General features: G+C 63.3%; 22 protein-coding genes. 7 read left to right on the plus strand and 15 right to left on the minus strand.

Features of this window, described 5'->3' with window-relative positions:
- Position 1 precedes the first annotated feature (1 nt).
- Entirely contained in the window at positions 2-1,330 is a 1,329-nt protein-coding gene (locus CSQ95_RS26430; RefSeq protein WP_099411637.1) for an MFS transporter, read from the minus strand.
- 189 nt (positions 1,331-1,519) lie between these two features.
- Between CSQ95_RS26430 and CSQ95_RS26435 the strand changes: the two genes are divergently transcribed.
- The gene (locus tag CSQ95_RS26435) at positions 1,520-2,332 is read left to right on the plus strand and encodes a FadR/GntR family transcriptional regulator (protein ID WP_070310460.1); all 813 of its coding nucleotides are present in this window, start codon (positions 1,520-1,522) and stop codon (positions 2,330-2,332) included.
- Between the two features lie 39 nt (positions 2,333-2,371).
- Here CSQ95_RS26435 and CSQ95_RS26440 read toward each other — a convergent pair whose 3' ends face one another.
- A complete protein-coding gene (locus CSQ95_RS26440) occupies positions 2,372-3,286 on the minus strand; it encodes a LysR family transcriptional regulator (RefSeq protein WP_099411638.1) in 915 nt (304 codons plus the stop codon).
- 252 nt (positions 3,287-3,538) lie between these two features.
- Between CSQ95_RS26440 and CSQ95_RS26445 the strand changes: the two genes are divergently transcribed.
- Both CSQ95_RS26445 and CSQ95_RS26450 read left to right on the plus strand, forming a co-directional pair.
- Positions 3,539-4,342: a substrate-binding domain-containing protein gene (locus CSQ95_RS26445; RefSeq protein ID WP_099411639.1), complete on the plus strand. Its 804-nt coding sequence runs from the start codon at positions 3,539-3,541 to the stop codon at positions 4,340-4,342.
- Between the two features lie 34 nt (positions 4,343-4,376).
- Complete coding sequence (locus CSQ95_RS26450; RefSeq protein ID WP_099411640.1) at positions 4,377-5,711, plus strand: MFS transporter; 1,335 nt, start codon at positions 4,377-4,379, stop codon at positions 5,709-5,711.
- A 27-nt stretch (positions 5,712-5,738) separates the two neighbouring features.
- Here the strand turns inward: CSQ95_RS26450 and CSQ95_RS26455 are convergent, their stop codons facing one another.
- Positions 5,739-6,365 carry a flavin reductase family protein gene (locus CSQ95_RS26455; protein WP_099411641.1) on the minus strand — a complete coding sequence of 209 codons (627 nt, stop codon included), beginning with the start codon at positions 6,363-6,365 and terminating at the stop codon, positions 5,739-5,741.
- 203 nt (positions 6,366-6,568) lie between these two features.
- Here CSQ95_RS26455 and CSQ95_RS26460 point away from each other — a divergent pair, with 203 nt between their 5' ends.
- The 4 genes from CSQ95_RS26460 (at position 6,569) to CSQ95_RS26475 (ending at position 10,689) form a co-directional block, all read left to right on the plus strand.
- Positions 6,569-7,630, plus strand: coding sequence for an AI-2E family transporter (locus CSQ95_RS26460; RefSeq protein ID WP_099411642.1), 1,062 nt, complete (start codon positions 6,569-6,571; stop codon positions 7,628-7,630).
- Positions 7,631-7,932: 302 nt separating this feature from the next.
- Positions 7,933-8,391, plus strand: a complete 459-nt coding sequence (locus CSQ95_RS26465) for a hypothetical protein (RefSeq protein ID WP_099411643.1) — start codon at positions 7,933-7,935, stop codon at positions 8,389-8,391.
- Between the two features lie 76 nt (positions 8,392-8,467).
- Positions 8,468-9,898 (plus strand): hypothetical protein, encoded by a 1,431-nt coding sequence (locus CSQ95_RS26470; protein WP_099411644.1) that lies wholly within the window; start codon positions 8,468-8,470, stop codon positions 9,896-9,898.
- A 131-nt stretch (positions 9,899-10,029) separates the two neighbouring features.
- Positions 10,030-10,689 carry a glutathione S-transferase family protein gene (locus tag CSQ95_RS26475; protein WP_099411645.1) on the plus strand — a complete coding sequence of 220 codons (660 nt, stop codon included), beginning with the start codon at positions 10,030-10,032 and terminating at the stop codon, positions 10,687-10,689.
- A gap of 6 nt (positions 10,690-10,695) precedes the next feature.
- On the opposite strand, the gene CSQ95_RS26480 is transcribed toward CSQ95_RS26475, so the two are convergent.
- The 12 genes from CSQ95_RS26480 to bamB form a co-directional block, all read right to left on the minus strand.
- Entirely contained in the window at positions 10,696-11,001 is a 306-nt protein-coding gene (locus CSQ95_RS26480) for an NIPSNAP family protein (RefSeq protein ID WP_034752016.1), read from the minus strand.
- A complete protein-coding gene (locus CSQ95_RS26485; protein ID WP_099411646.1) occupies positions 10,998-11,924 on the minus strand; it encodes a WD40 repeat domain-containing protein in 927 nt (308 codons plus the stop codon). The genes CSQ95_RS26480 and CSQ95_RS26485 overlap by 4 nt, the downstream gene beginning before the upstream one ends.
- Complete coding sequence (locus tag CSQ95_RS26490; RefSeq protein ID WP_070221921.1) at positions 11,921-12,430, minus strand: GNAT family N-acetyltransferase; 510 nt, start codon at positions 12,428-12,430, stop codon at positions 11,921-11,923. The genes CSQ95_RS26485 and CSQ95_RS26490 overlap by 4 nt, the downstream gene beginning before the upstream one ends.
- 65 nt (positions 12,431-12,495) lie before the next feature.
- Positions 12,496-13,041, minus strand: coding sequence for a phosphoribosyltransferase (locus tag CSQ95_RS26495; protein WP_034752020.1), 546 nt, complete (start codon positions 13,039-13,041; stop codon positions 12,496-12,498).
- A gap of 66 nt (positions 13,042-13,107) precedes the next feature.
- Positions 13,108-14,421 (minus strand): adenylosuccinate synthase, encoded by a 1,314-nt coding sequence (locus CSQ95_RS26500; protein ID WP_034752021.1) that lies wholly within the window; start codon positions 14,419-14,421, stop codon positions 13,108-13,110.
- A gap of 3 nt (positions 14,422-14,424) precedes the next feature.
- Entirely contained in the window at positions 14,425-15,585 is a 1,161-nt protein-coding gene (locus CSQ95_RS26505; RefSeq protein WP_070221919.1) for an ATP phosphoribosyltransferase regulatory subunit, read from the minus strand.
- A 268-nt stretch (positions 15,586-15,853) separates the two neighbouring features.
- The gene (gene hflC, locus CSQ95_RS26510; RefSeq protein WP_070221917.1) at positions 15,854-16,741 is read right to left on the minus strand and encodes a protease modulator HflC; all 888 of its coding nucleotides are present in this window, start codon (positions 16,739-16,741) and stop codon (positions 15,854-15,856) included.
- Positions 16,741-18,033, minus strand: coding sequence for an FtsH protease activity modulator HflK (gene hflK / locus CSQ95_RS26515; protein ID WP_070221916.1), 1,293 nt, complete (start codon positions 18,031-18,033; stop codon positions 16,741-16,743). Before hflK ends, hflC begins: the two co-directional genes overlap by 1 nt.
- Before the next feature lie 2 nt (positions 18,034-18,035).
- The gene (gene hflX / locus CSQ95_RS26520; protein ID WP_046685708.1) at positions 18,036-19,259 is read right to left on the minus strand and encodes a GTPase HflX; all 1,224 of its coding nucleotides are present in this window, start codon (positions 19,257-19,259) and stop codon (positions 18,036-18,038) included.
- A gap of 114 nt (positions 19,260-19,373) precedes the next feature.
- Positions 19,374-19,610: an RNA chaperone Hfq gene (gene hfq / locus CSQ95_RS26525; protein ID WP_008450615.1), complete on the minus strand. Its 237-nt coding sequence runs from the start codon at positions 19,608-19,610 to the stop codon at positions 19,374-19,376.
- A 242-nt stretch (positions 19,611-19,852) separates the two neighbouring features.
- Positions 19,853-21,199, minus strand: a complete 1,347-nt coding sequence (gene der, locus CSQ95_RS26530) for a ribosome biogenesis GTPase Der (RefSeq protein WP_070221915.1) — start codon at positions 21,197-21,199, stop codon at positions 19,853-19,855.
- Positions 21,200-21,203: 4 nt separating this feature from the next.
- Entirely contained in the window at positions 21,204-22,349 is a 1,146-nt protein-coding gene (gene bamB, locus CSQ95_RS26535; RefSeq protein ID WP_070221914.1) for an outer membrane protein assembly factor BamB, read from the minus strand.

Here is a 22,349-nt window from a genome sequence, read left to right on the forward strand (position 1 = left end):
CTTATTTGTTCACCAGCTTGGCCGGCACGCGCATGATGATGAATGCGCCGATCACCAGGATGCCGGCCAGCAGGTAGATGGCGATGTCGGTCGATTGCGTCAGGTCCTTGATCGAACCGATCATGTACGGCGCCGCGAAGCCGGCCAGGTTGCCCACCGAATTGATGGCGGCGATGCCCGCGGCGGCCGAGACGCCGCCGAGGAAAGCCGTCGGCAGGCTCCAGAACATCGGCGAGGCGGCCAGGATGCCGCCGGCGGCGATCGTCAGGAAGAAGATGGCCCAGCCCGTGTTGTGGGCGCCGGCCAGCGCGCTGCAGACGATGGCGGCGGCGCCGACCACCAGCGGGATCGCCATGTGCCAGCGGCGTTCGCGGTATTTGTCCGAGCTGCGGCCCAGCAGGATCATCGACGCCACGGCCACGGAGTACGGAATCGCCGTGAACAGGCCGATATTGAGCACGCCCGTCACGCCGGCCGCCTTGATCAGACTGGGCAGCCAGAAGGTCAGCGAATACTGGCCCATCACGCAGCAGAAATAAATCAGGGCCATGACCCAGATGCGCGGGTCGGCGAACATGGCGCGGATCGACGGGTGCGATACCTTGCCCTGCGCTTCCGTGGCAATGCGCTGCTCGAGGATGACTTTTTCGTCTTCCGTCAGCCACTTCGCGGCGCGGATGCTGTTATCGAGGTACAGCAGCACGGCCACGCCCATCAGCGCGGCGGGTATCGCTTCGAGCACGAACATCCACTGCCAGCCCGCATAGCCGTGCCAGCCGGCGAAGGTTTCCATGATCCAGCCCGACAGGGGGCCGCCGATCAGGCCCGCCACGGGGATGGCGGCCATGAAGGTGCACACCATGCGCGCGCGGCGCTCGGACGGATACCAGTAGGTCAAATAGAGAATGATGCCGGGGAAGAAGCCCGCCTCGGCGATGCCGAGCAGGAAGCGCATCACGTAAAACTGGGTCGGCGTGGTGACGAACATGAAGGCGCCCGAGATGATGGCCCAGGTGATCATGATGCGGGCGATCCACACGCGCGCGCCGATCTTGTGCAGCATCACGTTGCTGGGCACTTCGAACAGGAAGTAGCCGAGGAAGAACACGCCGGCGCCCAGGCCGTACACGGTTTCGGAAAACTGCAGGTCGGCCAGCATTTGCAGCTTGGCGAAGCCCACGTTGACACGGTCGAGGTAAGCGACGATGTAGCACAGCATGAGGAAGGGGATGATGCGCCAGGTCACCTTGCGATAGACGGCGTCGTCGATGGTTTTCTGGCTGGCGGCGGCGCCGGCCGGCTGCCCGGGCAATGCTTGTGATACGTCCATGCTTGTCTCCTGATCGCTGGGGGATCGACCGTGCCGGGTTTTTATGGTCCACCGGAGGTGGCTGGCAACTTGTCTAAAATTTGTATGGATGTATATTATGTGTGTGTTTTGTGTGTGTCAAGCTGTATATTCCATATAATGGCAAGCAGGCAAGCCCGCATAAAAACCGCTAGCACAAGGATGCACCCGATGGACCGCACGTTCCGCTTTACCCTTCCCCCGCCGGAGCCCGCCGCGGGCAGTTTCACCACCGGCACGCTGGGTGCGCGGGTGGCGGCACGGCTGCGCCAGCAAATCCACAACGACGGCCTGGCCGGCGGCACGCGTCTGCCGTCCGAGCAAGCGATGGCAACGCACTTCGGCGTCAGCCGCACGGTGCTGCGCGAAGCCATCGCCCTGCTGCAGGCGGACGGCATCGTCGCCACGCGCAAGGGCAGCGGCACGTTCGTTTGCGCGCAGGATGGCGCGAAGACGGGCGAACGGGGCGACGAGCTGACGGAGCAGTCCGTGCAGTCGCTGCTGAATCTGATCGAGGTGCGCCAGGGACTGGAAGCGGAAATCGCCGCGCTGGCGGCCGTGCGGCGCACGCCGGGCCAGCTGGCCGACATCGAACACGCGCTGCGCCGCATCGAGGAAGCCGTGGCGGCCGGCGTCGACGGCGTGGAAGAAGACGTGCGCCTGCACCTGTGCATCGCCGAGGCGACGGGCAACCCCTACTGGCCGAAATTCGTCGCCATGTTCGCCGACCCGATCCGCTCGGCCGTGAAGGTCACGCGCGCGAATGAAGCGCGGCGCACGGACTTTTCCATCGAAGTGCGGCGCGAACATGAAAAGATCGTGCAGGCGATCGCCGACGGCGACCCGCAGCGGGCGCGCCAGGCGGCCATGGAGCACATGCAGCACGCGGCCGAGCGCGTGCGCCTGGCCGACCGCGAATTCTGGCGCGGCGACGGCGGCGCGCTGGCGCGCACGCTGGGGCGCGATCCCATCATGCAAAAATAAGGTCCGGGTCCTCGATTCTCCTGCGCCGCACTGCAGCGCTCATGCCCGCCGCCCCTGCTTTCCTATGCTCGCGCTCATCATCTCGAACAGAGTGCGAGACGCGGGCGGCATCGCGTGCTGATGCCGGCTGATCAAGCCCAGCGTGCGCTTGACGGCAGGATTGACGAGCGGCACGCCGACCACCGCGCCTTGCCGCTCCGGCAGAATCGACAGGCCCGGCACCGCCGCCACGCCCAGGCCCGACTCCACCAGCGCCAGGATGCCTGACACGTGGTTGATCTCGCACGAGATCCACGGATGCTTTTCCACGCCGGCCAGCGCCGCGTCGAGCACGCTGCGGTTGCCGCTCGACTTGGCCACCGAGATATAGCGTTCGTCGACTGTATCCTTCCAGCTCAGCTTCTTGCGCTTGGCCAGCCGGTGATCGGCACGCATGGCCAGCACATAGGTCTCGACGTAGATGGGCTGGAAATGGATCTCCGGATTTTCCGCGCCCGTAAAGCTGATGCCGAAGTCCGCCTCGCCGGACAGCACGAGGTTGAGCACGTCCTGCGCGCTTTCGTCATGCACGCGCACGCGGATTTTCGGAAACTGCGCGCTGAAGCGCTTGAGCACGTCCGGCAGGAAATGCCACACGGCCGAGGGCACGCAGGCGAACGTCACCGTCCCGGTGCGGTGCGCGGCCAGGTCGGCCACGCCCAGCACGGCATCTTCCAGGCCGTTGAGCGCATCGCGCACGTTCACCAGGAACACCTGCCCGACGTTGGTCAGCTGCACGCGCCGTGTGGTGCGCTCGAACAGCTTGACCCCCAGCGCATCCTCGAGTTTTTCGATGCGGCGGCTGAGCGCCGGCTGCGACAGGAACAGGTCGGCCGCGGCCTGGCGAAAGCTGTTGCGCTCCGCCACGGCCACGAAGGCCTGCAAATCATGAAGCTCGTAATTGATGCGCTGCATGCATTAATCCTCGGAAAAATTGCAATTATCAAATTATGCCATTTCAACGATGATGGGGGCTGAATGCTGAGCCTCGCCAAGAAGGCCTGAACTGAAAAAGGAGACATGATGCGACACCATTCCACGTTCGCGCTTTTACCGGCGGCCGGCGGCGCGACGCTGCCGGCGTCACGGAAACACACCTCAACAACCGCCACGGCACTGGCTTGACACCCGGCCTCATGAAAAAATTTTAACATCAGGAGAACCATCATGCCTCGGCATACTCTGCTGCAAACCTCGCGCCCGCTGCTCGCGGCGCTGGTGCTGCTGGCCGCCGGCGCGGCGCATGCCGCCGACATCCGCGTGGTCAGCTCGGGCGGCTTCGCCCAGGCCTACAAAAACCTGGCGCCCGCCTACGAGCGCGCCAGCGGCGACCAGTTGCTGTCCGAATGGGGTCCGTCGATGGGCACCACCAGGAATGCGATCCCGGCGCGCCTGGCGCGCGGCGAGCCGATCGACGTCGTCATCATGGTGGGCGACGCGCTCGACAAACTGATGCAGGAAGGCCGCCTGGTCCCCGGCAGCAAGGTGGTCCTGGCCAATTCGCCGATCGCCTGCGCCGTGCGCCACGGCGCGGCAAAGCCCGACATCAGCACCACCGAGGGCTTGCGCAGCGCTTTCCTGCAGGCGCACAAGGTGGCCTATTCGGACAGCGCCAGCGGCGAATACATCGAGAAGCAGCTGATGAAGACACTGCACATCGCGGAGCAGATGCAGGGCAAGGCCGCGAAAATTCCCGCCACCCCCGTCGGCGAAATCATCGCGCATGGCGAGGCCGATTTCGGCTGCCAGCAGCGCAGCGAGCTGCTGCCGGTCCAAGGCATCGACATTGTCGGCCTGCTGCCGCCGGAAGTGCAGTTGATGACGCAATTTTCGGCGGCGCTGGTCCCGGGCGGCAAAGAACCGGAAGCCGGCCGCGCCTTGCTGCGCTTCCTCGCCGCCCCGGCCAACGCCGGCGCGATCGAAGCGACCGGGCTGCAGCCGGCATCGGTACCAGCAACAGCAACGCACTAGTCGACGTCACTCATCTTTCCTCAATAGGTAAACCATGGCCATTCCATCGACCGCCGCACCCCTCGCCGAGCCGACAGCGCCGCGCGCACAGGCACGCCCTCCTTCGCGCATCGCCACCGTCATCCGGGTGACGAGCGGGAACTTCATCGAAATGTACGATTTTTTCCTGTTCGGCTTTTATGCGACGTATATTGCCAAGGCCTTCTTCCCCGCCACCAGCGAATACGCGGCCCTGATGATGACCTTCGCCACCTTCGGTGCGGGGTTTTTCATGCGGCCGCTGGGTGCCATCATCCTCGGCAGCTATATCGACCGCATCGGCCGGCGCAAGGGACTGGTGCTGACCCTGGCCATCATGGCTTCCGGCACGGCGCTGATCGCCTTCGTGCCCGGCTATGCCACCATCGGCTTGCTGGCGCCGTTCCTCGTGCTGATCGGGCGCTTGCTGCAAGGTTTCTCCGCCGGCGTGGAGCTGGGCGGCGTGTCGGTCTACCTGTCCGAGATGGCGACACCCGGCAACAAGGGCTATTACGTCAGCTGGCAATCGGCCAGCCAGCAGGTCGCCATCATCTTTTCCGCGGCGCTCGGCTACTATCTCAACGCAACCTTGAGCAAGGAATTCATCGCGGACTGGGGCTGGCGCATCCCGTTCTTCATCGGCTGCTCCATCATCCCGGTGGTGTTCTACATCCGCCGTTCGCTGCAGGAGACCGAGGCCTATCTGACGCGCAAATCGCATCCGACGTTCCGGCAAATGCTCAAAACCATCAGCCTCAACTGGCCGCTGGTCGTCAGCGGCGCGATGCTGATCGTGCTGACGACGGTGGCGTTCTATCTGATCACCGTCTACACGCCGACCTTCGGCAAGAGCGTGCTCAAACTGAGCACCGAGGACAGCCTGCTCGTCACCTTGTGCATCGGCCTGTCGAACTTCCTCTGGCTGCCCGTCATGGGCGCGCTGTCGGACCGCATCGGGCGCTGGCCCATCATGGCCGCGTGCGCGGCGCTGACGATGCTGACCGCGTATCCGTCCCTGTCCTGGCTGGTCGCCCATCCCAGTTTCAACCACATGCTGATGGTCGAGCTGTGGCTGTCCTTCCTGTACGGCAGCTACAACGGCGCCACCATCGTCGCGCTGACGGAAATCATCCCGGCCAGCGTGCGGACCACGGGCTTTTCGCTGGCCTACAGCCTGGCCACCGCGCTGTTCGGCGGCCTGACGCCGCTGGTGTCGACCCTGCTGATCGAAAGCACCGGCGACAAGGCGGCGCCAGGCTACTGGATGGCGGGCGCCGGCGCCATCAGCCTGCTGGCGACGTGGCTGATCTATCGCGGCATCGTCAAGGAGCGCCATCCAGTTCCGGCCTGAACCAGTACGGCCTGGCCAGACGGCGCATTACGGCCAGGCTGGCCGGCGCATGTGGAACAGGCTGTCCGGCCCGATCTCGAAATAATCGGCCGGGCCGCCGCCGCGCAATATCGGCGCGGCGGCGGCCGTGTCGTACACGCCGTCGACCAGCAGATGGCGCGCGATGTGCACGCCCACCACTTCCCCCAGCACCAGCCAGCTGCCGACACCGTCGCCATTGACGCCTTGCAGTTCGATGATCTGCGTACGCCGGCATTCGAAGGAGACGGGGCTTTCGGCCACGCGCGGCACGTGCACGATGCGCGAGGCGGCCGGCGTCAGGCCGGCCAGCGCGAATTCGTCGACTTCGGGCGGCGCAGGCGCGCAACTGGCGTTCATTGCCTCGGCCAGCGGACGGGTCGCCAGGTTCCACACGAATTCGCCCGTCTGTTCGATATTGCGCAAGGTATCCTTGCGGCCGATGCTGGAAAAACCGATCAGCGGCGGATGGTAATTGAAGGCGTTGAAAAAGCTGTACGGCGCCAGATTGAGCACGCCCGCGCTGCTGCGCGAGGCGATCCAGCCGATCGGACGCGGCCCCACGATGGCGTTAAAGGGATCGTGCGGCAGGCCATGGCCCTGCGCAGGTTCATAAAAATGGATGGGGTCAAGCACGCGCGTTCCTGAAGTCAAAGGAAATCAACGGCGCCCGGGATGGAACGCCTGGAACGACAGCTTACTGGAATTTCCGCCACCGCGTTGCCAGCCCGCCGACGCGCCGGGTGCGCTCGCGCACGCAGCGCGACAATTGTATGGCGCACGGCCCTTGGCCTCGCTTATGATGGGGCAACTCAACCCTTATCATTGCGCTATCGCCCATGCCTACCCTCACGCTGCACCAGAAAGTGTTCCTGCTCCTCTTGAGCATCGTCACCATCGGCTTCGGCTGGATACTGGCGCCGTATGCGGGCGCCATCTTCTGGGGCGTCATCCTGGCGATCCTGTTCGCGCCCGTGTACCGCTGGCTGCTGGCCAAAACCAGGGGCCGCGCCGGCCTCGCGTCGCTGCTGACCTTGCTGTTGATCATCGTCATCGTGATCCTGCCGCTGTCGCTCATTTCCGTATCGCTCGTGAACCAGGCGGCCAGCGTCGTGGAAATGGTGCGTTCGGGCGAAATCACGGTCGCCATGTTTTTCAATAAAATCATGGCCGTGCTGCCGCAATGGCTGATCAACCTGCTCGACCGCTTCAACCTGACCAGCCTGGCCAGCCTGCAGGACAAGCTGGCCGAGGGCGCCACGCAGGTAAGTCAGGTGGTGGCCGTCAAAGCCATCAATGTGGGCCTGTACACCTTCGAATTTCTCACCAGCCTGTGCATCATGCTGTACCTGCTGTTTTTCCTCATGCGCGATGGCTCGACCCTGTCGGCACGCATCAAGAACGCCGTGCCGCTGAGCCGCAAGTACAAGCAGCGCCTGTTCACCAATTTCACCACGGTGATCCGCGCCACGGTGAAGGGCAACATTCTCGTGGCGATCGCCCAGGGCGCCCTCGGCGGCCTGGCGTTCTGGTTCCTCGACGTGCCGGCGCCCCTGCTGTGGGCCGTGCTGATGGCCTTCCTGTCGCTGCTGCCGGCCGTCGGCGCCGCCCTCGTCTGGGCGCCCGTGGCCGCCTATTTCCTGGCCACGGGCGCCATCTGGCAAGGCGCCGGCCTGGCCGCCTTCGGCGTCTTCGTCATCGGCCTGGTCGACAACGTGCTGCGCCCTATCCTGGTGGGCAAGGACACGAAGATGCCCGACTACGTGGTGCTGCTGTCGACCGTTGGCGGCATGGCCCTGTTTGGTCTGAACGGCTTTGTCATCGGCCCCGTGGTGGCGGCCCTGTTCATCGCCTCGTGGGACCTGTTCGTCTCGGCCAGCGAATTCCAGGCTGAGGATTAAGGCCAGGCACCAGGCGGCCGGCATCGCATCGCCATCCCATTCTGCAGAAATAATCGTCCAGAATCCGGCGCTGCCGGCGGCGCCACTTGCGCTTCCCGCAACAGGCCGGAACAGCCTGGCGGCAGAGTGTCCCCCAGTGCCGGCCAGCCCCGGCGACTATCCACATGAGACTACATTTCATATCGACTATCATGTTGCAATGGTGCGAATTTAGCAACAAGTTCAAAAATATAGTTTTTGACGCAGTGGGCGCCGCGGCGTAGTGTCGGCCCTCCCGACAACCACGTAATGAGGAGCTTCCCATGGCAAATCCACTGTGCTTGATGATGCCGGTACTGCCCGGCACCAATCCGATTTCCATCGCCGCAGCGTTGCAGGAATACCAGGCGAAGATCAATGCCGCCCTCACCGATATTGGTACCGTGCACTTTGCCCGCTTCACCCTGCTTGACCGCTCCCAGGCCAATCTGCTGCCCAACATTAACTCGGCGGGCGCTTCCAACACCCTCGTCATCGGCGTCATCACCGAGTACGACGGCAGTTTCAACGGCTACATCGAGGATTTCGTGGCCCAGTTGGGCGAGGTATTCGACGCGCTGCTGCAGTTTGTCGTGGGCGGCAAGGCGCTGATGCCCGTTGCCAACCACGTGGCTGCTTTTGAAGCCTTCATCACCGCCAACGACGCTGCGCAGCACGTGCCCAATAACGGCCTGTATAGCGCCTATCCGCAGACCGTCCAGCAAATCCTCGCTTCAGTCTGAACTCGACACCACGCCGGGGCTGCGCAAGCGGCCCCACCACCCTGCCAGTCACACCCCCAGCCCCCGGAGAGACAGCATGGCCGATCCCACCATCGATTACGACGACGTGCAAGGCACGATCCTGCGCGGCTACCGCGTCAACCTGGCGCGCCATTTCATCCTCAGCATCACGGATGCGGGGCAGGCGCGGCGCACCATCGCGGCCCTGCTCGACGGCAGCGACGGACTGCCGTCGATAACCACAGCGCGCCATATCCATCCCAAGCCGCCCTGCTTCCTGAACCTCAGCTTTACCGCTCCCGGCCTGTCCGCGCTGGGCGTTGCTGCGGCCGACCTGGCCACCTTTGACCAGGCATTCCGACGGGGCGCGGCCGACCCGGCCAGCGTCGCTGCCGTGGGCGACGTGGGCGACAGCGCCCCCGAACACTGGCTCGGCAACCTGGGGCCGGCCACCCGGCATGGCCAGGTGCATGCGCTGCTGAGCCTATGGGTCAGCGAATCGGAGGACGTGCTGCAGGAGACCACGGCCACACTGCGCAGCGCCTTTGCCGCTGGCTGGCGTGAACTGTATGCACACGACGGCATGGCCCTGCCAGGCAACCGCGTGCATTTCGGCTACCGCGACAGCATCGCCCAGCCGGACGTCGATGGCGCCCCGCAGCGCAAGCACGAACACGACCCCGACCCGCTCAACAGCGTCAAGACGGGGGAATTCCTGCTTGGCTACCTGAATGAAAATGGCGGCACCTACCAGGTGCAGCCGCCGCAACTGTCCACCAATGGCAGCTATGCCGCCTTCCGCATCCTGGAGCAGGACGTGCCCCTGTTCGACAGCATCCTGAGCCAGGGCGCGGCCAGTTCCGGGCTCAGCACCGAGATGCTGGCCGCCAAGATGTGCGGGCGCTGGCGCAACGGCAATCCACTGGTGCTCAGACCGGACGAGGCCGGCCCCGTGCTGCCGGACGACAGCCTGAACCGCTTTCACTATGTCGATGGCGCACAGCCGGAACTGGATGACACGCTGGGCCTGAAATGCCCGGTCGGCGCGCATATCCGGCGCAACAATCCGCGCGACGAAGGCGTCGTGGGCACCTCCGCCCGCCACCACCGCATCGTCCGGCGCGCCATGCCCTACGGCAGCGAATATGATCCGGCCGCACCCATCGCGCAGCAGCGCGGCCTGGTCGGCTATTTCATCAATGCCAGCCTGCGCAATCAATTCGAATTCCTGATGGCGCAATGGAACGACGACGATGCCTTCGTCAAATCGGCAGTCGGTCCGGCCGGTTCCGAGGCGGGCAATGCCACGTTCAACATCAGCGGCCAGGACGTGTTTTTGGGAATCAACGACCCGGCCGTCAGCTCCTTCACCCTGCCCGGCGTGAGCCCCAAGGGCAGCGGCAATACAAAACTGCAGCATTTCTCGCGCAGTGTCATCACGCGGGGCGGCGTGTATTGCTTTTTCCCCAGCATCACGGGATTGCGCTACCTGGCGAGCCTCGGTTAGACGGCGGGCGAGCCAGGAATACAAGCGGGAACGGCCGGTGCACGAACGGCCCGGACCGCTTGCATTGATCCTGTGATTGCACTATCGTTGCTGCACGTGCGTGTTGCCAACCTTGCACAGGAGATCCCACCGTGTCGCTGATCCTCTACGGCCATCCCTTTTCCTCGTACACGCAAAAGGTGCTCATCGCCCTGTACGAAAACGCCATACCGTTCGATTTCCGCTGCCTGGCGCCGGACATGCCGCAGCACCTGCAGCAGTGGCTGGAACGCTGGCCGCTGCGCAAGTTTCCGCTGCTGGTGGATGGGGAGCGCAACGTCGCCGAGACCAGCATCATCATCGAATACCTGCAACTGGCCCATCCCGGCCCGCTGCGCCTGCTGCCGGACGACGCCATGCAGGCGCTGGACGTGCGCTTTCTCGACCGCTATTTCGACCTGCACGTCATGACGCCCGTGCAGCATGCCGTCGGCGCCGCCCTGACGGGCGCCCCGGCGAAGACCGAGGAAGGCCGCGTGTTTGCCGGCAACAAGCTGGATCTCGCCTACGCCTGGCTGGAAACCCGCCTGGCCGGCAAGACGTGGGCGACGGGCGAAGACTTTACCCTGGCCGACTGCGCCGCCGCTCCGTCGCTGTTCTATGCGGACTGGACGCAGCCGATTCCCGCCACGCTGCCCCTGCTGCGCGCCTATCGCGCCCGCTTGCTGGCCCGTCCATCGTTCGCCCGCGCGGTGGAAGAGGCACGTCCGTACCGTCACCTCTTCCCCCTGGGCGCGCCGCAGCGCGATTGACCCTATTCAGGCAAACACGGGGCGGAAAAAACTGCGCTCGTAGCTGACGATGCAGCGCGTCTCCTCGGCATAGCGAAAGGCGGCCTGGCATTCGGCGTCCTGCATCGAATCGCTGCGGTACTGCTCGTACAAGGCCAGGCTGGGGAACGAGAACATGGCCAGGGCCACATTGCTGGCGCCTTCCGATGGCAAAAAGTAGCCGTGATGCTGGCCACCGAAGCGTTCGACCAGCGGTATCCACAGCTTGCCGTAGGCTTCGAATTCCCGCAATTTATACGGGTCGATGATGTAGCGCAAATAACAGGTGATCATGCGGTTTCCTTGTGTATGTTCAACTCCATCAGCATGCCAGATTCCCAGGAGCCGATGGCGGACAATGGCGAGCCGGGCAAAAAGTCCAGCGCGCAGGGATACGTCAATTCTTCCTGCGCCAGGACGTTTAACCCGGGCCAGCCATACAACAGCAGCTTGCCCTTGCCGATGCGTCCCAGCGCGCTGCCGTCGGGCAGCCAGCGCAGGGCGTCGCCCGTGCCGCCGCCCGCCTCCACCGGCACCGTGGCCAGCCGGCGGCCATCGGCCAGCGCATACACCGACAGGAACTCCTCGCCGCCCGCGTGATGCAGCACGGCCAGGGACGCTCCGTCGGGCGATGGCGCGCACGACTTCAGTCCTGGCAGCGACAGCACCTTGCGCCCGCCGCCCGCCTGCAGGGGCCAGTCCCATACGCTGCAGTAGTCGGGCGGCTGCACCTGCCCCTCGTCCACCGATTTGACGCCGTGCAGGACCAGCAAACGCCGCCCGCCATCGATGGCGTGCATGGCGCGCAGCATCTCGCCCGGAAGCTCCTGCGTGAAGAGCAGCTCGCCCGTTTGCGCGTCGCGCAGCCGCAGGCTGCCATCCCAGCCCCCATCGGCAATATACTGCCCGCACGGCGACCACGCCGGGCCGCAACCTTCGCCATCCTTCCTGTTCTGGAAATTGAGCAGCAGTTGTCCCGCCTGGGCATCCACCACGGCCAGCTGGCCCGTCGTGCTCTTGATGGCCAGCCGGCCCCCATCGGGCGAAAAGGCAAGGCCCGACATGTGCGCGATGAATTTGCCGCGCCACAGTTTCTGGCGTGCCGCCACATCCCACAGGACCAGGTCGCGCCCCAGCACGGCCAGGCGCGTGCCGTCGGGCGAAAACCGCACGCCGTAGCTGCAGCCCAGCTTCAGCAGCTTGCGCGCTGCCGTCATGGGCGCGCCAGGCGGTAGACCACGCTGTCGATATCGTAATGGCGCTCCATGCCCACATATTGCATGCCCAGGCGCGTCATGACCTTGATCGAGGCGGCGTTGTCGGGATGGGCCACGGCCACCACTTCCGGTGCGCCGACGACGTCGAACGCATGCGCGACGATGGCGGCCGCCGCCTCGCTGGCATAGCCCTGCCCCCAGCCCGTGCGCGCCAGGCGCCAGCCGATTTCAAGGGGATTGGCCCTGTCGCCGGAGAGGTGCTGCAGGCAGGCCATGCCCACCAGTTCACCGTCATCGAGGCGTATCAGCGCCCACCACGAATAACCCCATTCGACCCAGCGGCCCATGGTGCGCGCGATGGCCGCGCGCGTCACCTCTTCGGTCTCGGGCTGGCCCGCGTTCAGGTAGGTCATCACCTCGGGATCGGTGTTGAGCGTGCGCATGCGCTCGTAGTGGCTCTCGTTGATCGGTTCCAGGCGCAGCCGCGCCGTCGTCAGTATGGTCATCGCATTTCCTTGGACGAAAAAAAAGACGATACACGATCGTCTTTTTTTTGCAAGCGCGCACGCAATTACTTGCCTGCTTCGCCCTTCTTGATCCACGCCGCCAGCTGGTGCGGACGCAGGCCGTCGTAGTCTTCGAACGGCTGATGGATCCACGGATTGTGCGGCAGTTCGTCGAGGAAGTAGTCGGGACGCACGACGGAGCAGCCCTTGAGCCAGATCACGGCCGATTTGACTTCGGTCACGTCAGGGAAGTTTTCCTTCAGGTGACGCGTGACCTTGTCCAGCGTGACGCCGGAATCGGCCAGGTCGTCGACCAGCAGGATGCGGCCGGCCAGCGGGCCCTTGGTCATGGTCATGTACTTGGCGATATCGAGGTCGCCGCGCACCGTGCCCGCGTCTTCGCGGTAGGAGCTGGTCGACAGGATGGCCAACGGCAAATCAAAAATGCGCGAGAACACGTCGCCAGGACGCACGCCGCCGCGCGCCAGGCACAATACCTGGTCGAATTTCCAGCCCGATTCGTAGACCTTGAGCGCCAGGCGCTCGATCAGGCGGTGGTACTCTTCCCAGTTGACCCAGAGATGTTGATCGTTCGATTGAGGGGTAGTCATGATAGTGAAATCTTATTATTAGCGTGATTAAAAAAATCCGCCTTGCGGCGGATTGTGTCCAGCAGCTTACTCGAATGGGTGACGCAGCACGATCGTTTCTTCACGATCCGGACCGGTCGAAACCATGTCCACCGGTACGCCGACCAGTTCTTCGATGCGCTTGATGTAGGCGCGCGCCGTGGCAGGCAGGGCCGCCAGCGATTTCGCGCCGACGGTGCTTTCCGTCCAGCCCGGCATCTCTTCGTACACGGGCACGCAACGGGCGGCTTCTTCAGCGCCCGATGGGAAGATGTCCGTGGCCACGCCGTCGATGGTGTAGCCGGTGCACAGTTTCAGCGTTTCGATACCGTCCAGCACATCCAGCTTGGTCAGGCACATGCCCGTCACGCCGTTGATCTGCACGGAGCGGCGCAGCAAGGCGGCGTCGAACCAGCCGCAGCGGCGGGCACGGCCCGTAACGGTGCCGAATTCATGGCCGACTTGCGCCAGATGGTGGCCAACGCCTGCATCCGTTGGCAGTTCCGACGGGAACGGGCCGGAACCGACGCGCGTCGTGTAAGCCTTGGTGATGCCCATGATGTAGTGCAGCATGCCAGGACCGACGCCCGAACCGGCGGCGGCATTGCCGGCCACGCAGTTCGACGAGGTGACGAACGGATAGGTGCCGTGGTCGACGTCGAGCAGGGAACCCTGCGCGCCTTCGAACAGCAGATTCGCGCCGGCCTTGTGCGCCTTGTACAGCGCGCTCGACACGTCGGTGACCATCGGACGCAAACGCGGCACATAGGCCAGCGCGTCGTCGAGGGTCTTCTGATAGTCGACTTTCGGCGCCTTCAGGTAGTTTTCCAGCACGAAGTTGTGGTAATCGAGGTTTTCGGCCAGCTTTTCGGCAAAGCGCTTCTCGTTGAGCAGGTCGGCGATACGGATCGCGCGGCGCGCCACTTTGTCTTCGTAGGCCGGGCCGATGCCCTTGCCGGTGGTACCGATCTTCGCATCGCCACGCTTGGCTTCACGCGCCAGGTCGATCGCGGTGTGGTATGGCAGGATCACGGGCGCCGCGTCCGACACTTTCAGGCGCGAGGCGACTTCGACGCCGACAGCTTCGAGCTTGTCGATTTCGCGCAGCACGTCCGGCACGGAAACGACCACGCCGTTACCGATGTAGCAGGCGACGCCTGGACGCATGATGCCCGACGGGATCAGCTGCAGTGCGGTTTTGACGCCGCCGATGACCAGCGTGTGGCCTGCATTGTGGCCGCCCTGGAAGCGCACCACGCCTTGGGCGTGATCGGTCAACCAATCGACGATCTTGCCTTTACCTTCATCGCCCCATTGGGTGCCGATGACAACAACGTTCTTTGCCATAATTTTCTTTGACATCACTCAACCTAAGTTTTTAAGAATCCAGCTACTACCATTATCGGCAAGTACCAGCACGCGATCGCACTCGAACTCGTCTTGTTCATTACTGTGACCCGGCATACTCTGGATCACGACCTCGCCCGCCTTGCGCAACTCGGCGATTTTTTCCTTCAATTCTGGCGCGCTGCCCCACGGCGCGCGGATCGAATGCTTCCGTTCCGCGGTCGGCAACAGGCGCGCCAGTTCGCGCAAATCGAGCGAGAAGCCGGTCGCGGGACGTGCCCGGCCGAACGCTTCGCCGACGTGGTCATAACGGCCGCCGCGCGCAACCGCGTTCGGCAAGCCTGGTACATACAGCGCAAACATCGCGCCGCTTTCATATTGGTAGCCGCGCAGGTCGGCCAGGTCGATCGCCACTTCGGCGCGGCCCAGGGCCGATCCTGCCAGCGCGGCCAGTTCGGCCAGCGCCTTGAGCACGCCCGGCAGCGGCGGCAGCACTTCGCGCGCACGCGCCAGCACATCGATGTCGCCGTACAGGTTCGGCAAGGCCAGCAGCGCATCGCGCGTGACGGCGTCGTAACCGGCAGTCAGGGCACGCAGGCCCGGCGCATCTTTCGCGCGCAGCAAGGCGTACAGCGCAGCTTCGTCGCGCCCGGCGGCGGCGTCTTGCGCAATGATAGCGCGCAACAGGCCGACGTGCGACAGATCCAGGCGCACGCTGTCGAAACCGGCCAGTGCCAGCGAAGCGAGCGCCAGTTCCTGGATCTCGGCATCCGCTTCCAGGCCGGCGTGACCATAGATTTCGGCGCCGATCTGCAGCGGTTCGCGGGTGGCGTGCAGGCCCGACGGACGGGTATGCAGCACGCTGCCGGCGTAGCACAGGCGGGTGACGGTGGCACGGTTGAGCAGATGGGCGTCGATGCGTGCCACTTGCGTCGTCATGTCGGCGCGCAGGCCGAGCATGCGGCCCGACAGCTGGTCGACCAGTTTGAACGTGCGCAGGTCGGTATCCTTGCCAGCGCCGGTCATCAGCGATTCCAGATACTCGAGCAGCGGCGGCATGACCAGTTCATATCCGTACAGACGGAAATTATCCAGCATGAGGCGGCGCAGCTCTTCGATCTTGCGCGCTTCCGACGGCAGAACATCGGCAATATTTTCGGGCAAAAGCCAATTCGGCATGAGGGAGCGAGATACGGAAGAAAGTTGAAAAAATGCATCATGCGAGGCAGCGGCGGGCGCGCCAGGCAAGAGGCCGAACCTGATATTTTACGCGAAAACACGGGCCTTTAGGGATAAGTTGTCCGAAACGCTGCCGCACGGCCCTAAAAACACCGCATTTTACGCCTTCCCGCAACAACTAGACGGGCACAAAAAAACGGGGCCGGCATCGATGCCGGCCCCGCTGCTGCCACCCGTCCTTGCGGACTGGCGCAGTACCGATGCTGTCTTACTTCTTGGACGGAGCGGCCGTGCCGTTACCCTTGAAGTACTTGAAGAATTCCGAACTCGGATCGACCACCATCACGTCGCCCTTGTCCTTGAAGGTGGCGCGGTAAGCTTCCAGGCTACGGTAAAACTTGTAGAACTCCGGATTCTTGCCAAACGCTTCCGCATACACCTGCGATGCCTTGGCGTCGCCCTCGCCGCGGATCTTCTCGGCTTCGCGATACGCTTCGGCCAGGATCACCGTGCGCTGCTTGTCGGCGTCGGCGCGGATTTTCTCGGAGTCGGCCGAACCGGTGGAACGCAGTTCATTGGCCACGCGCACGCGCTCGGACTTCATGCGCTCGTACACGGAGTTGTTGATCTGCTCGACGTAATCGACGCGCTTCAGGCGCACGTCGACGATGCCTACGCCGATGGCCTCGGCCTCGGCCGCCACCTTGGCCTTGATCGCCTGCATCACCTTGCCACGCTCGCCCGAGATCACTTCGCGCACCGTGCGCTTGGTGATTTCATCGTTCAGCGCCGCCTTGACGATTTGCGACATGCGGTTGCGCGCACGGCTTTCATCGCCGCCGAAGCTGCGGAAATAGGTCTTCGGATTGACGATGCGCCACTTCACATACGCGTCGACGAGGATATTCTTCTTCTCGGCCGTGATGAAGCGTTCCGGTTCCGGCGTATCGAGCGTCAGGATACGCTTGTCCAGGTAGATGACGTTCTGGAACGGCGGCGGCAGCTTGAAGTACAAGCCTGGCTTGCTGATCTCGTCCTTGACTTCACCGAGGGCGAAGACGATGGCATATTTACGCTGATCGACGACGAACACGGTCGAGGAAAGGAGCATGATCGCGATGAAGCCCGCGATCAGGGCGGCAACGATACGGTTCATTAGCGGCTCTCCCGTTCACGCGAAGAGCGGCTGTCACGGCGCTGATTGACTTCTACTGTCGGCATGGCTTCCTGTGGCAAAACGGTGTTGGCTGCGGGTGTCGCGGCAGCACGGGCGGCAGCAGCGGCAGCATCGGTGGCAGCCGTCTGGGCGATCAACTTGTCGAGCGGCAGATACAGCAGATTGCTGCCCGTCTTGGCGTCAACCATGACCTTGCTGGCACTGCTGAACACTTGCTGCATCGTTTCCAGGTACATGCGGTCGCGCGTGACGGCCGGCGCCTTCTGGTACTCGACCAGCACCTGCTTGAAGCGCGACGCGTTACCTTCGGAGTTCTCGGTCACCATGGCCCGGTAGGCCTCTGCTTCCTGCACCAGGCGGAATGCTGCGCCGCGGGCTTTCGGAATGACGTCATTGGCGTAGGCCTGGCCTTCATTCTTCTGGCGTTCACGGTCCTGGCCTGCCTTGACGGCATCGTCGAAGGCGGCTTGCACCTGCTCCGGCGGCTGCACGGCCTGCATCGTCACGTTGTTAATCAACACGCCAGCCTTGTAATCTTCAAGAATCTGCTGCATCAATTTCTGCGTATCAAAAGCCACTTTTTCGCGGCCTTCATACAGCACGAAGTCCATCTTGCTGCGGCCGACCACTTCGCGGATCGCCGTCTCGGCGACCTGGCGCAAGGTGTCTTCCTGGTCGCGCAGGCTGAACAGCCATTCCACGGGATCTTTCAAGGTGTACTGCACCGCGAACTGGATGTCGATGATGTTTTCATCATCCGTCAGCATCAGCGACTCGCTGGCCTGCTTGTTGCGCAGCGACGTGCGATAACCCACTTCCACCGTGCGCACCTGCGACACGTTGACGGTTTCATCGGTCTGGAACGGATACGGCCAGCGCCAGTTGAGACCGGCCGGCGCCGTGCGCGTGTATTGGCCAAACGTCAGCACCACGCCGCTCTGGCCCTCTTGCACGATGAAGGCGCCGCTGGCGAGCCAGATGAAGACGGCGATCACGCCAACGACGCCGGCGGTGATGCCGGCGCCCTTCATGTCGGGGCGCGGGCCACCGCCGCCACCGTTGTTATTGCCGCCGTTGTCGGGACGGTTTTTCTGTCCGAAAAAGGCGTTCAGGCGCTGATTGAAATCGCGCCACAACTGATCGAGGTCCGGCGGACCTTCGCCGGGCTTTTTGCCTTCTTGGGCTTTCTTGCCGTCGTCCTTGCGATTGCCCCAGCGGGGATCGTTCAGGGACAACTTCAAGCCTGTTTTTTTGAGTAGGGAGACAAGCATAACTATCGTGTTCCGACTTGGGAGTGGGTGGAAATCCTATCGTCCTCGCCAGGCTCTTCGTCCTGGTCCGGGGCGGCGCCATCGTGCTGGTCGTACTGACCGTCAAACTGATCTTCCTGCGGTGCTTCGTCGTTCTGATACAGGTGGGCAGAACGGGGCGCCTTCCTGGCCATCTCGACGATCGCATCGCGCAGCAGGTCGAGCCCGCTGCCCTTCTGCGCACTGACGAACACGCGACTGATCGTAGCATATTCGTCGCGCTCCACCGAAGGCTCCAGCCCGGCCGCATCGATCTTGTTCCACACGAGGATTTGCGGAATATGATCGGCGCCGATCTCTTTCAAGACCAGGTTGACCTGCTCGATCTGCTCCATGCGCACCGGCGACGCGGCGTCGACGACGTGCAGCAGCAGATCGGCATGGATGGTTTCTTCGAGCGTGGCGCGGAAGGCGGCCACCAGCTGGTGCGGCAATTCGCGCACGAAGCCGACCGTGTCGGAGATCACCACGTTGCCCACTTCCTGGCCCAGGTAAACCCGGCGCGAGGTGGTGTCGAGGGTGGCGAACAACTGGTCGGCGACATACACGCCGGCCTTGGTCACGGCATTGAACAGGGTCGACTTGCCGGCATTGGTATAACCGACGAGGGACACCGAAAATGTGTGATTGCGGCCGCGCGCGCGGCGCTGCGTTTCGCGCTGCTTGTGCAGTTTTTCCAGGCGCGCGCGCAGGGCCTTGACACGGTCGCCGATCAGCCGGCGGTCGGTCTCGAGCTGCGTCTCGCCGGGACCGCGCAAGCCGATACCGCCCTTTTGCCGTTCCAGGTGGGTCCAGCCGCGGATCAGGCGCGTGGCCAGATGCTGCAGCTGGGCCAGCTCGACTTGCAGCTTGCCCTCGTGGCTCTTGGCGCGCTGCGCGAAGATGTCGAGGATCAGGCTGGTACGGTCGAGCACGCGCACATTCAGGCGCTTTTCCAGATTGCGCTGCTGGGCGGGCGAGAGGGCGTGATTGAAGATGACGATTTCCAGGCCATCGTTGACGACGACGTCGCCAATTTCATCGGCCTTGCCGCTGCCGACGAAATACGCGGAATCGGGACTGGAACGCTTGGCCGTGATGGTGGAAATCGGGTCCGCGCCAGCCGAACGCGACAACAGCATGAGTTCCTCCATGCTGGCGGCGAAGTCGCTGTGACCGAAGTCAACCCCGACTAGTGCCGCGCGCATGATGGCATCTGATGAGTTGCGGCGAACGCCGACGCCGATGCAAACGCATCAGCGCCGCTGGCGCGGACGGGGGCGATAGAGGGTGAAAGGCGCTGGGCCGTCAAGCTCAACGCTTTACTCCGCTTCAGATTCAATATTGAGATTGACGGCACGGGCCGGCACCACTGTCGAGATGGCATGCTTGTACACCATCTGTGTCACCGTATTGCGCAGCAATACGACATATTGATCGAACGATTCGATATGGCCCTGCAATTTAATGCCATTGACCAGGTAGATCGAGACAGGAACATGCTCTTTGCGTAATGCATTGAGGAATGGGTCTTGTAACAGTTGCCCTTTGTTGCTCATAACAGCTCCGTTGTTTATGTTGTTGTGTAAGAATTGGAGGCGACTCGCTTGATTTCAAGTGCTCTCACACCTTTCAAAGAAAGAAAGATGCGTCATAGCTACTGTAACCTGTTTTCGCGATCGCTGTCGCGCATGGCGCATTAACACTTTATTATTTCCGTGCAAATAACCATTGAATTGGCTGTCGGCGCCGCATTATCTCCGCGGCGCCTTAATATGCACTTAATCCAGCTGTTAACTCATTACTTGCTTGGCGTGCGTGCAAACGGGTTTTTACCCGTACGCAATTCGATGCGCAGCGGCGTACCGACCAGGGCAAACGTATCGCGGAAATGTTTTTCCAGATAACGCTTGTAGGGATCGCCAACGGCGTCGAGCGCATTGCCGTGAATAACGATCACAGGCGGGTTCATGCCGCCCTGGTGGGCATAGCGCAGCTTCGGACGGATCGAACCCTTGCGGCGCGGTTCCTGCTTCTCCACGGCTTCGATCAAGGCGCGCGTCAGCTTCGGCGTCGACAGGTCGCACATGGCGGCCGCATACGCGGCGTTGAGCGACTTCATCAATGGACCGATGTTGGTGCCCTTCAGCGCCGAAATGAAATGCATCTGCGCGAACGACAGGAAATCGAGCTTGCGGTCGATATCGATCTTGATTTCATCGCGCTGGTGCGATTGCAAGCCATCCCATTTATTCACGGCCACCACCAGCGCGCGGCCCGATTCCAGGATAAAGCCGGCGATATGCGCGTCCTGCTCGGAAATGTCCTGCTGCGCGTCGAGCATCAGCACGACCACGTTGGCTTCGGAAATCGACTGCAGGGTTTTCACCACCGAGAATTTCTCGATCGCTTCAAACACCTTGCCGCGGCGGCGGATACCGGCCGTGTCGATCAGGGTGTATTGCTGGCCATCGCGTTCGAACGGGATTTCGATCGAATCGCGCGTCGTGCCCGGCATGTCGAAGGCGATCACGCGCTCTTCGCCCAGCAGGGTGTTGATCAAGGTCGACTTGCCCACGTTCGGACGGCCGACGAGGGCGATCTTGATGCCGCGGTCGGTCTTTTCCAGCTCTTCAGGCTCATCCGGACGCTGCGCGAACGCCAGGTCCAGCATCACTTCGACGAGGTCGTTGACGCCGTCACCGTGCGCCGACGAGATCGCATACGGATCGCCCATGCCCAATTCATAGAATTCGGACACGACGGCCGTGTAGCGCATGCCTTCGCTTTTGTTGACCACCAACAAGACCGGACGACCGCTCTTGCGCAGGAAGTCGACGATGGTCTTGTCATGCGGGGTCAGGCCTTGACGGCCGTCCACGATGAACACCACCACGTCGGCCTCGGCCACGGCCTGCTTGGTCTGCAGTGCCATCTGGTGCATGATGCCTTCCTTGGCGACGGGTTCGAAACCACCCGTATCGATGACGAGGAAGGGACGTTCGCCGACACGGCCTTCGCCATAGTGACGATCGCGCGTCAACCCAGGCAAATCCGCCACCAGCGCATCGCGCGAGCGGGTCAGACGATTGAATAAAGTCGATTTCCCAACATTGGGTCGACCTACTAGTGCAATTACCGGCTTCATTGTATTACTCGACCGCGAGAGCGGTCACTGTCCCTGATTGGGTTTGAAAAATCAAATTCGAACCGGCAACGACGGGAGCCGAAACAATCGGGCTACCGTCGGTGCTGACACGACCTATTAATGCGCCATCTTCCCGTGACAGGAAGTGGATATAACCTTGATAGTCGCCGACGGCGACGCTGCGGCCGTAGGAGGCCGGCGTCGACAGGCGGCGGCGCGCCAGCGCCTCATTCTTCCAGGCGCTCTGGCCGGCTTCGCGGCTGAACGCCACCACGGCGCCCTGGTCATCGGCAACAAACACGAAACGCTGGTCGACGGCCACGCCCACATCGGACGAAATCGGCTTGGTCCAGCGCGGCACGCCCGTGGCGGCGTCGAAGCAGCCCGCCTTGCCCTGATACGTGACGGCGCACACTTCGCCTTCGAACACCACCGGCGTGCCGGCGATGTCGGAGACGCGCTCCAGTTCGGTGGCGCCGCGCGGTTCGCTGACGACGATCTCCCAGCGTACCACACCGGTCGCTGCCGTCAGTGCCAGCAGCTTGCCGCCCGGCTGGGCCACGTAGATGTTCGCGCCGCCCAGCACCATGCCCGGCGCATTGCGCAAGGTCAATGCCGGCGTGGCGCGCTGCACCGTCCATTTGCGTTCGCCCGTCTTGGCGTCGAAGCCGACGATGCGGTTGTCCACGCTGCGCACTACGACCACGCCCTGCCCCACGACGGGCGCCGTCAATACTTCGCTGGACGCCTGCGCCTTCCACAGCTGCTTGCCATCGGCGTCAAACGCCAGCACGGCGCCCTTGGCGGCGCCGACGGCGACGACGGCGCCATCGCTGCCGGCGCCCGAGGTGATGTCGCTGCCGGCCTTGATGCGCCACGTTTCACGGCCGCTGGCCGCATCCAGGCGCGCCAGCGCGCCATCGGCGCTGACCACGTACAGGCTGCTGCCGGCCAGCGCAGGCGTCAACGCGTACACGCCGGCCTTGCCGATCGAATACTTCCAGGCGTCGCGCACGGCAATGCTCGATTTTAACTCGACCAGCTTGGCCGGCTCGACTTTCGGATCTTTCGAGGCGAACGGGTTCCACGACGAGCAACCGGCCATCAGGGCCAACAGACTTGCAGCTACCAGCTTTTCAGTGACACGCAT

The organism is Janthinobacterium sp. BJB304 (assembly GCF_002735765.1).
Lineage (GTDB): Bacteria > Pseudomonadota > Gammaproteobacteria > Burkholderiales > Burkholderiaceae_D > Janthinobacterium.

Bases quoted from the DNA above. Each gene is read 5' to 3' on its own strand.
- CSQ95_RS26500 (WP_034752021.1), bottom strand. From the start codon at position 14,421: ATGTCAAAGAAAATTATGGCAAAGAACGTTGTTGTCATCGGCACCCAA.
- CSQ95_RS26505 (WP_070221919.1), bottom strand. From the start codon at position 15,585: ATGCCGAATTGGCTTTTGCCCGAAAATATTGCCGATGTTCTGCCGTCG.
- hflK (WP_070221916.1), bottom strand. From the start codon at position 18,033: ATGCTTGTCTCCCTACTCAAAAAAACAGGCTTGAAGTTGTCCCTGAAC.
- CSQ95_RS26435 (WP_070310460.1), top strand. From the start codon at position 1,520: ATGGACCGCACGTTCCGCTTTACCCTTCCCCCGCCGGAGCCCGCCGCG.
- hflX (WP_046685708.1), bottom strand. From the start codon at position 19,259: ATGCGCGCGGCACTAGTCGGGGTTGACTTCGGTCACAGCGACTTCGCC.
- hfq (WP_008450615.1), bottom strand. From the start codon at position 19,610: ATGAGCAACAAAGGGCAACTGTTACAAGACCCATTCCTCAATGCATTA.
- CSQ95_RS26480 (WP_034752016.1), bottom strand. From the start codon at position 11,001: ATGATCACCTGTTATTTGCGCTACATCATCGACCCGTATAAATTGCGG.
- CSQ95_RS26460 (WP_099411642.1), top strand. From the start codon at position 6,569: ATGCCTACCCTCACGCTGCACCAGAAAGTGTTCCTGCTCCTCTTGAGC.
- der (WP_070221915.1), bottom strand. From the start codon at position 21,199: ATGAAGCCGGTAATTGCACTAGTAGGTCGACCCAATGTTGGGAAATCG.
- bamB (WP_070221914.1), bottom strand. From the start codon at position 22,349: ATGCGTGTCACTGAAAAGCTGGTAGCTGCAAGTCTGTTGGCCCTGATG.
- CSQ95_RS26485 (WP_099411646.1), bottom strand. From the start codon at position 11,924: ATGACGGCAGCGCGCAAGCTGCTGAAGCTGGGCTGCAGCTACGGCGTG.
- CSQ95_RS26490 (WP_070221921.1), bottom strand. From the start codon at position 12,430: ATGACCATACTGACGACGGCGCGGCTGCGCCTGGAACCGATCAACGAG.
- CSQ95_RS26465 (WP_099411643.1), top strand. From the start codon at position 7,933: ATGGCAAATCCACTGTGCTTGATGATGCCGGTACTGCCCGGCACCAAT.
- CSQ95_RS26495 (WP_034752020.1), bottom strand. From the start codon at position 13,041: ATGACTACCCCTCAATCGAACGATCAACATCTCTGGGTCAACTGGGAA.
- hflC (WP_070221917.1), bottom strand. From the start codon at position 16,741: ATGAACCGTATCGTTGCCGCCCTGATCGCGGGCTTCATCGCGATCATG.
- CSQ95_RS26450 (WP_099411640.1), top strand. From the start codon at position 4,377: ATGGCCATTCCATCGACCGCCGCACCCCTCGCCGAGCCGACAGCGCCG.
- CSQ95_RS26430 (WP_099411637.1), bottom strand. From the start codon at position 1,330: ATGGACGTATCACAAGCATTGCCCGGGCAGCCGGCCGGCGCCGCCGCC.
- CSQ95_RS26445 (WP_099411639.1), top strand. From the start codon at position 3,539: ATGCCTCGGCATACTCTGCTGCAAACCTCGCGCCCGCTGCTCGCGGCG.
- CSQ95_RS26440 (WP_099411638.1), bottom strand. From the start codon at position 3,286: ATGCAGCGCATCAATTACGAGCTTCATGATTTGCAGGCCTTCGTGGCC.
- CSQ95_RS26470 (WP_099411644.1), top strand. From the start codon at position 8,468: ATGGCCGATCCCACCATCGATTACGACGACGTGCAAGGCACGATCCTG.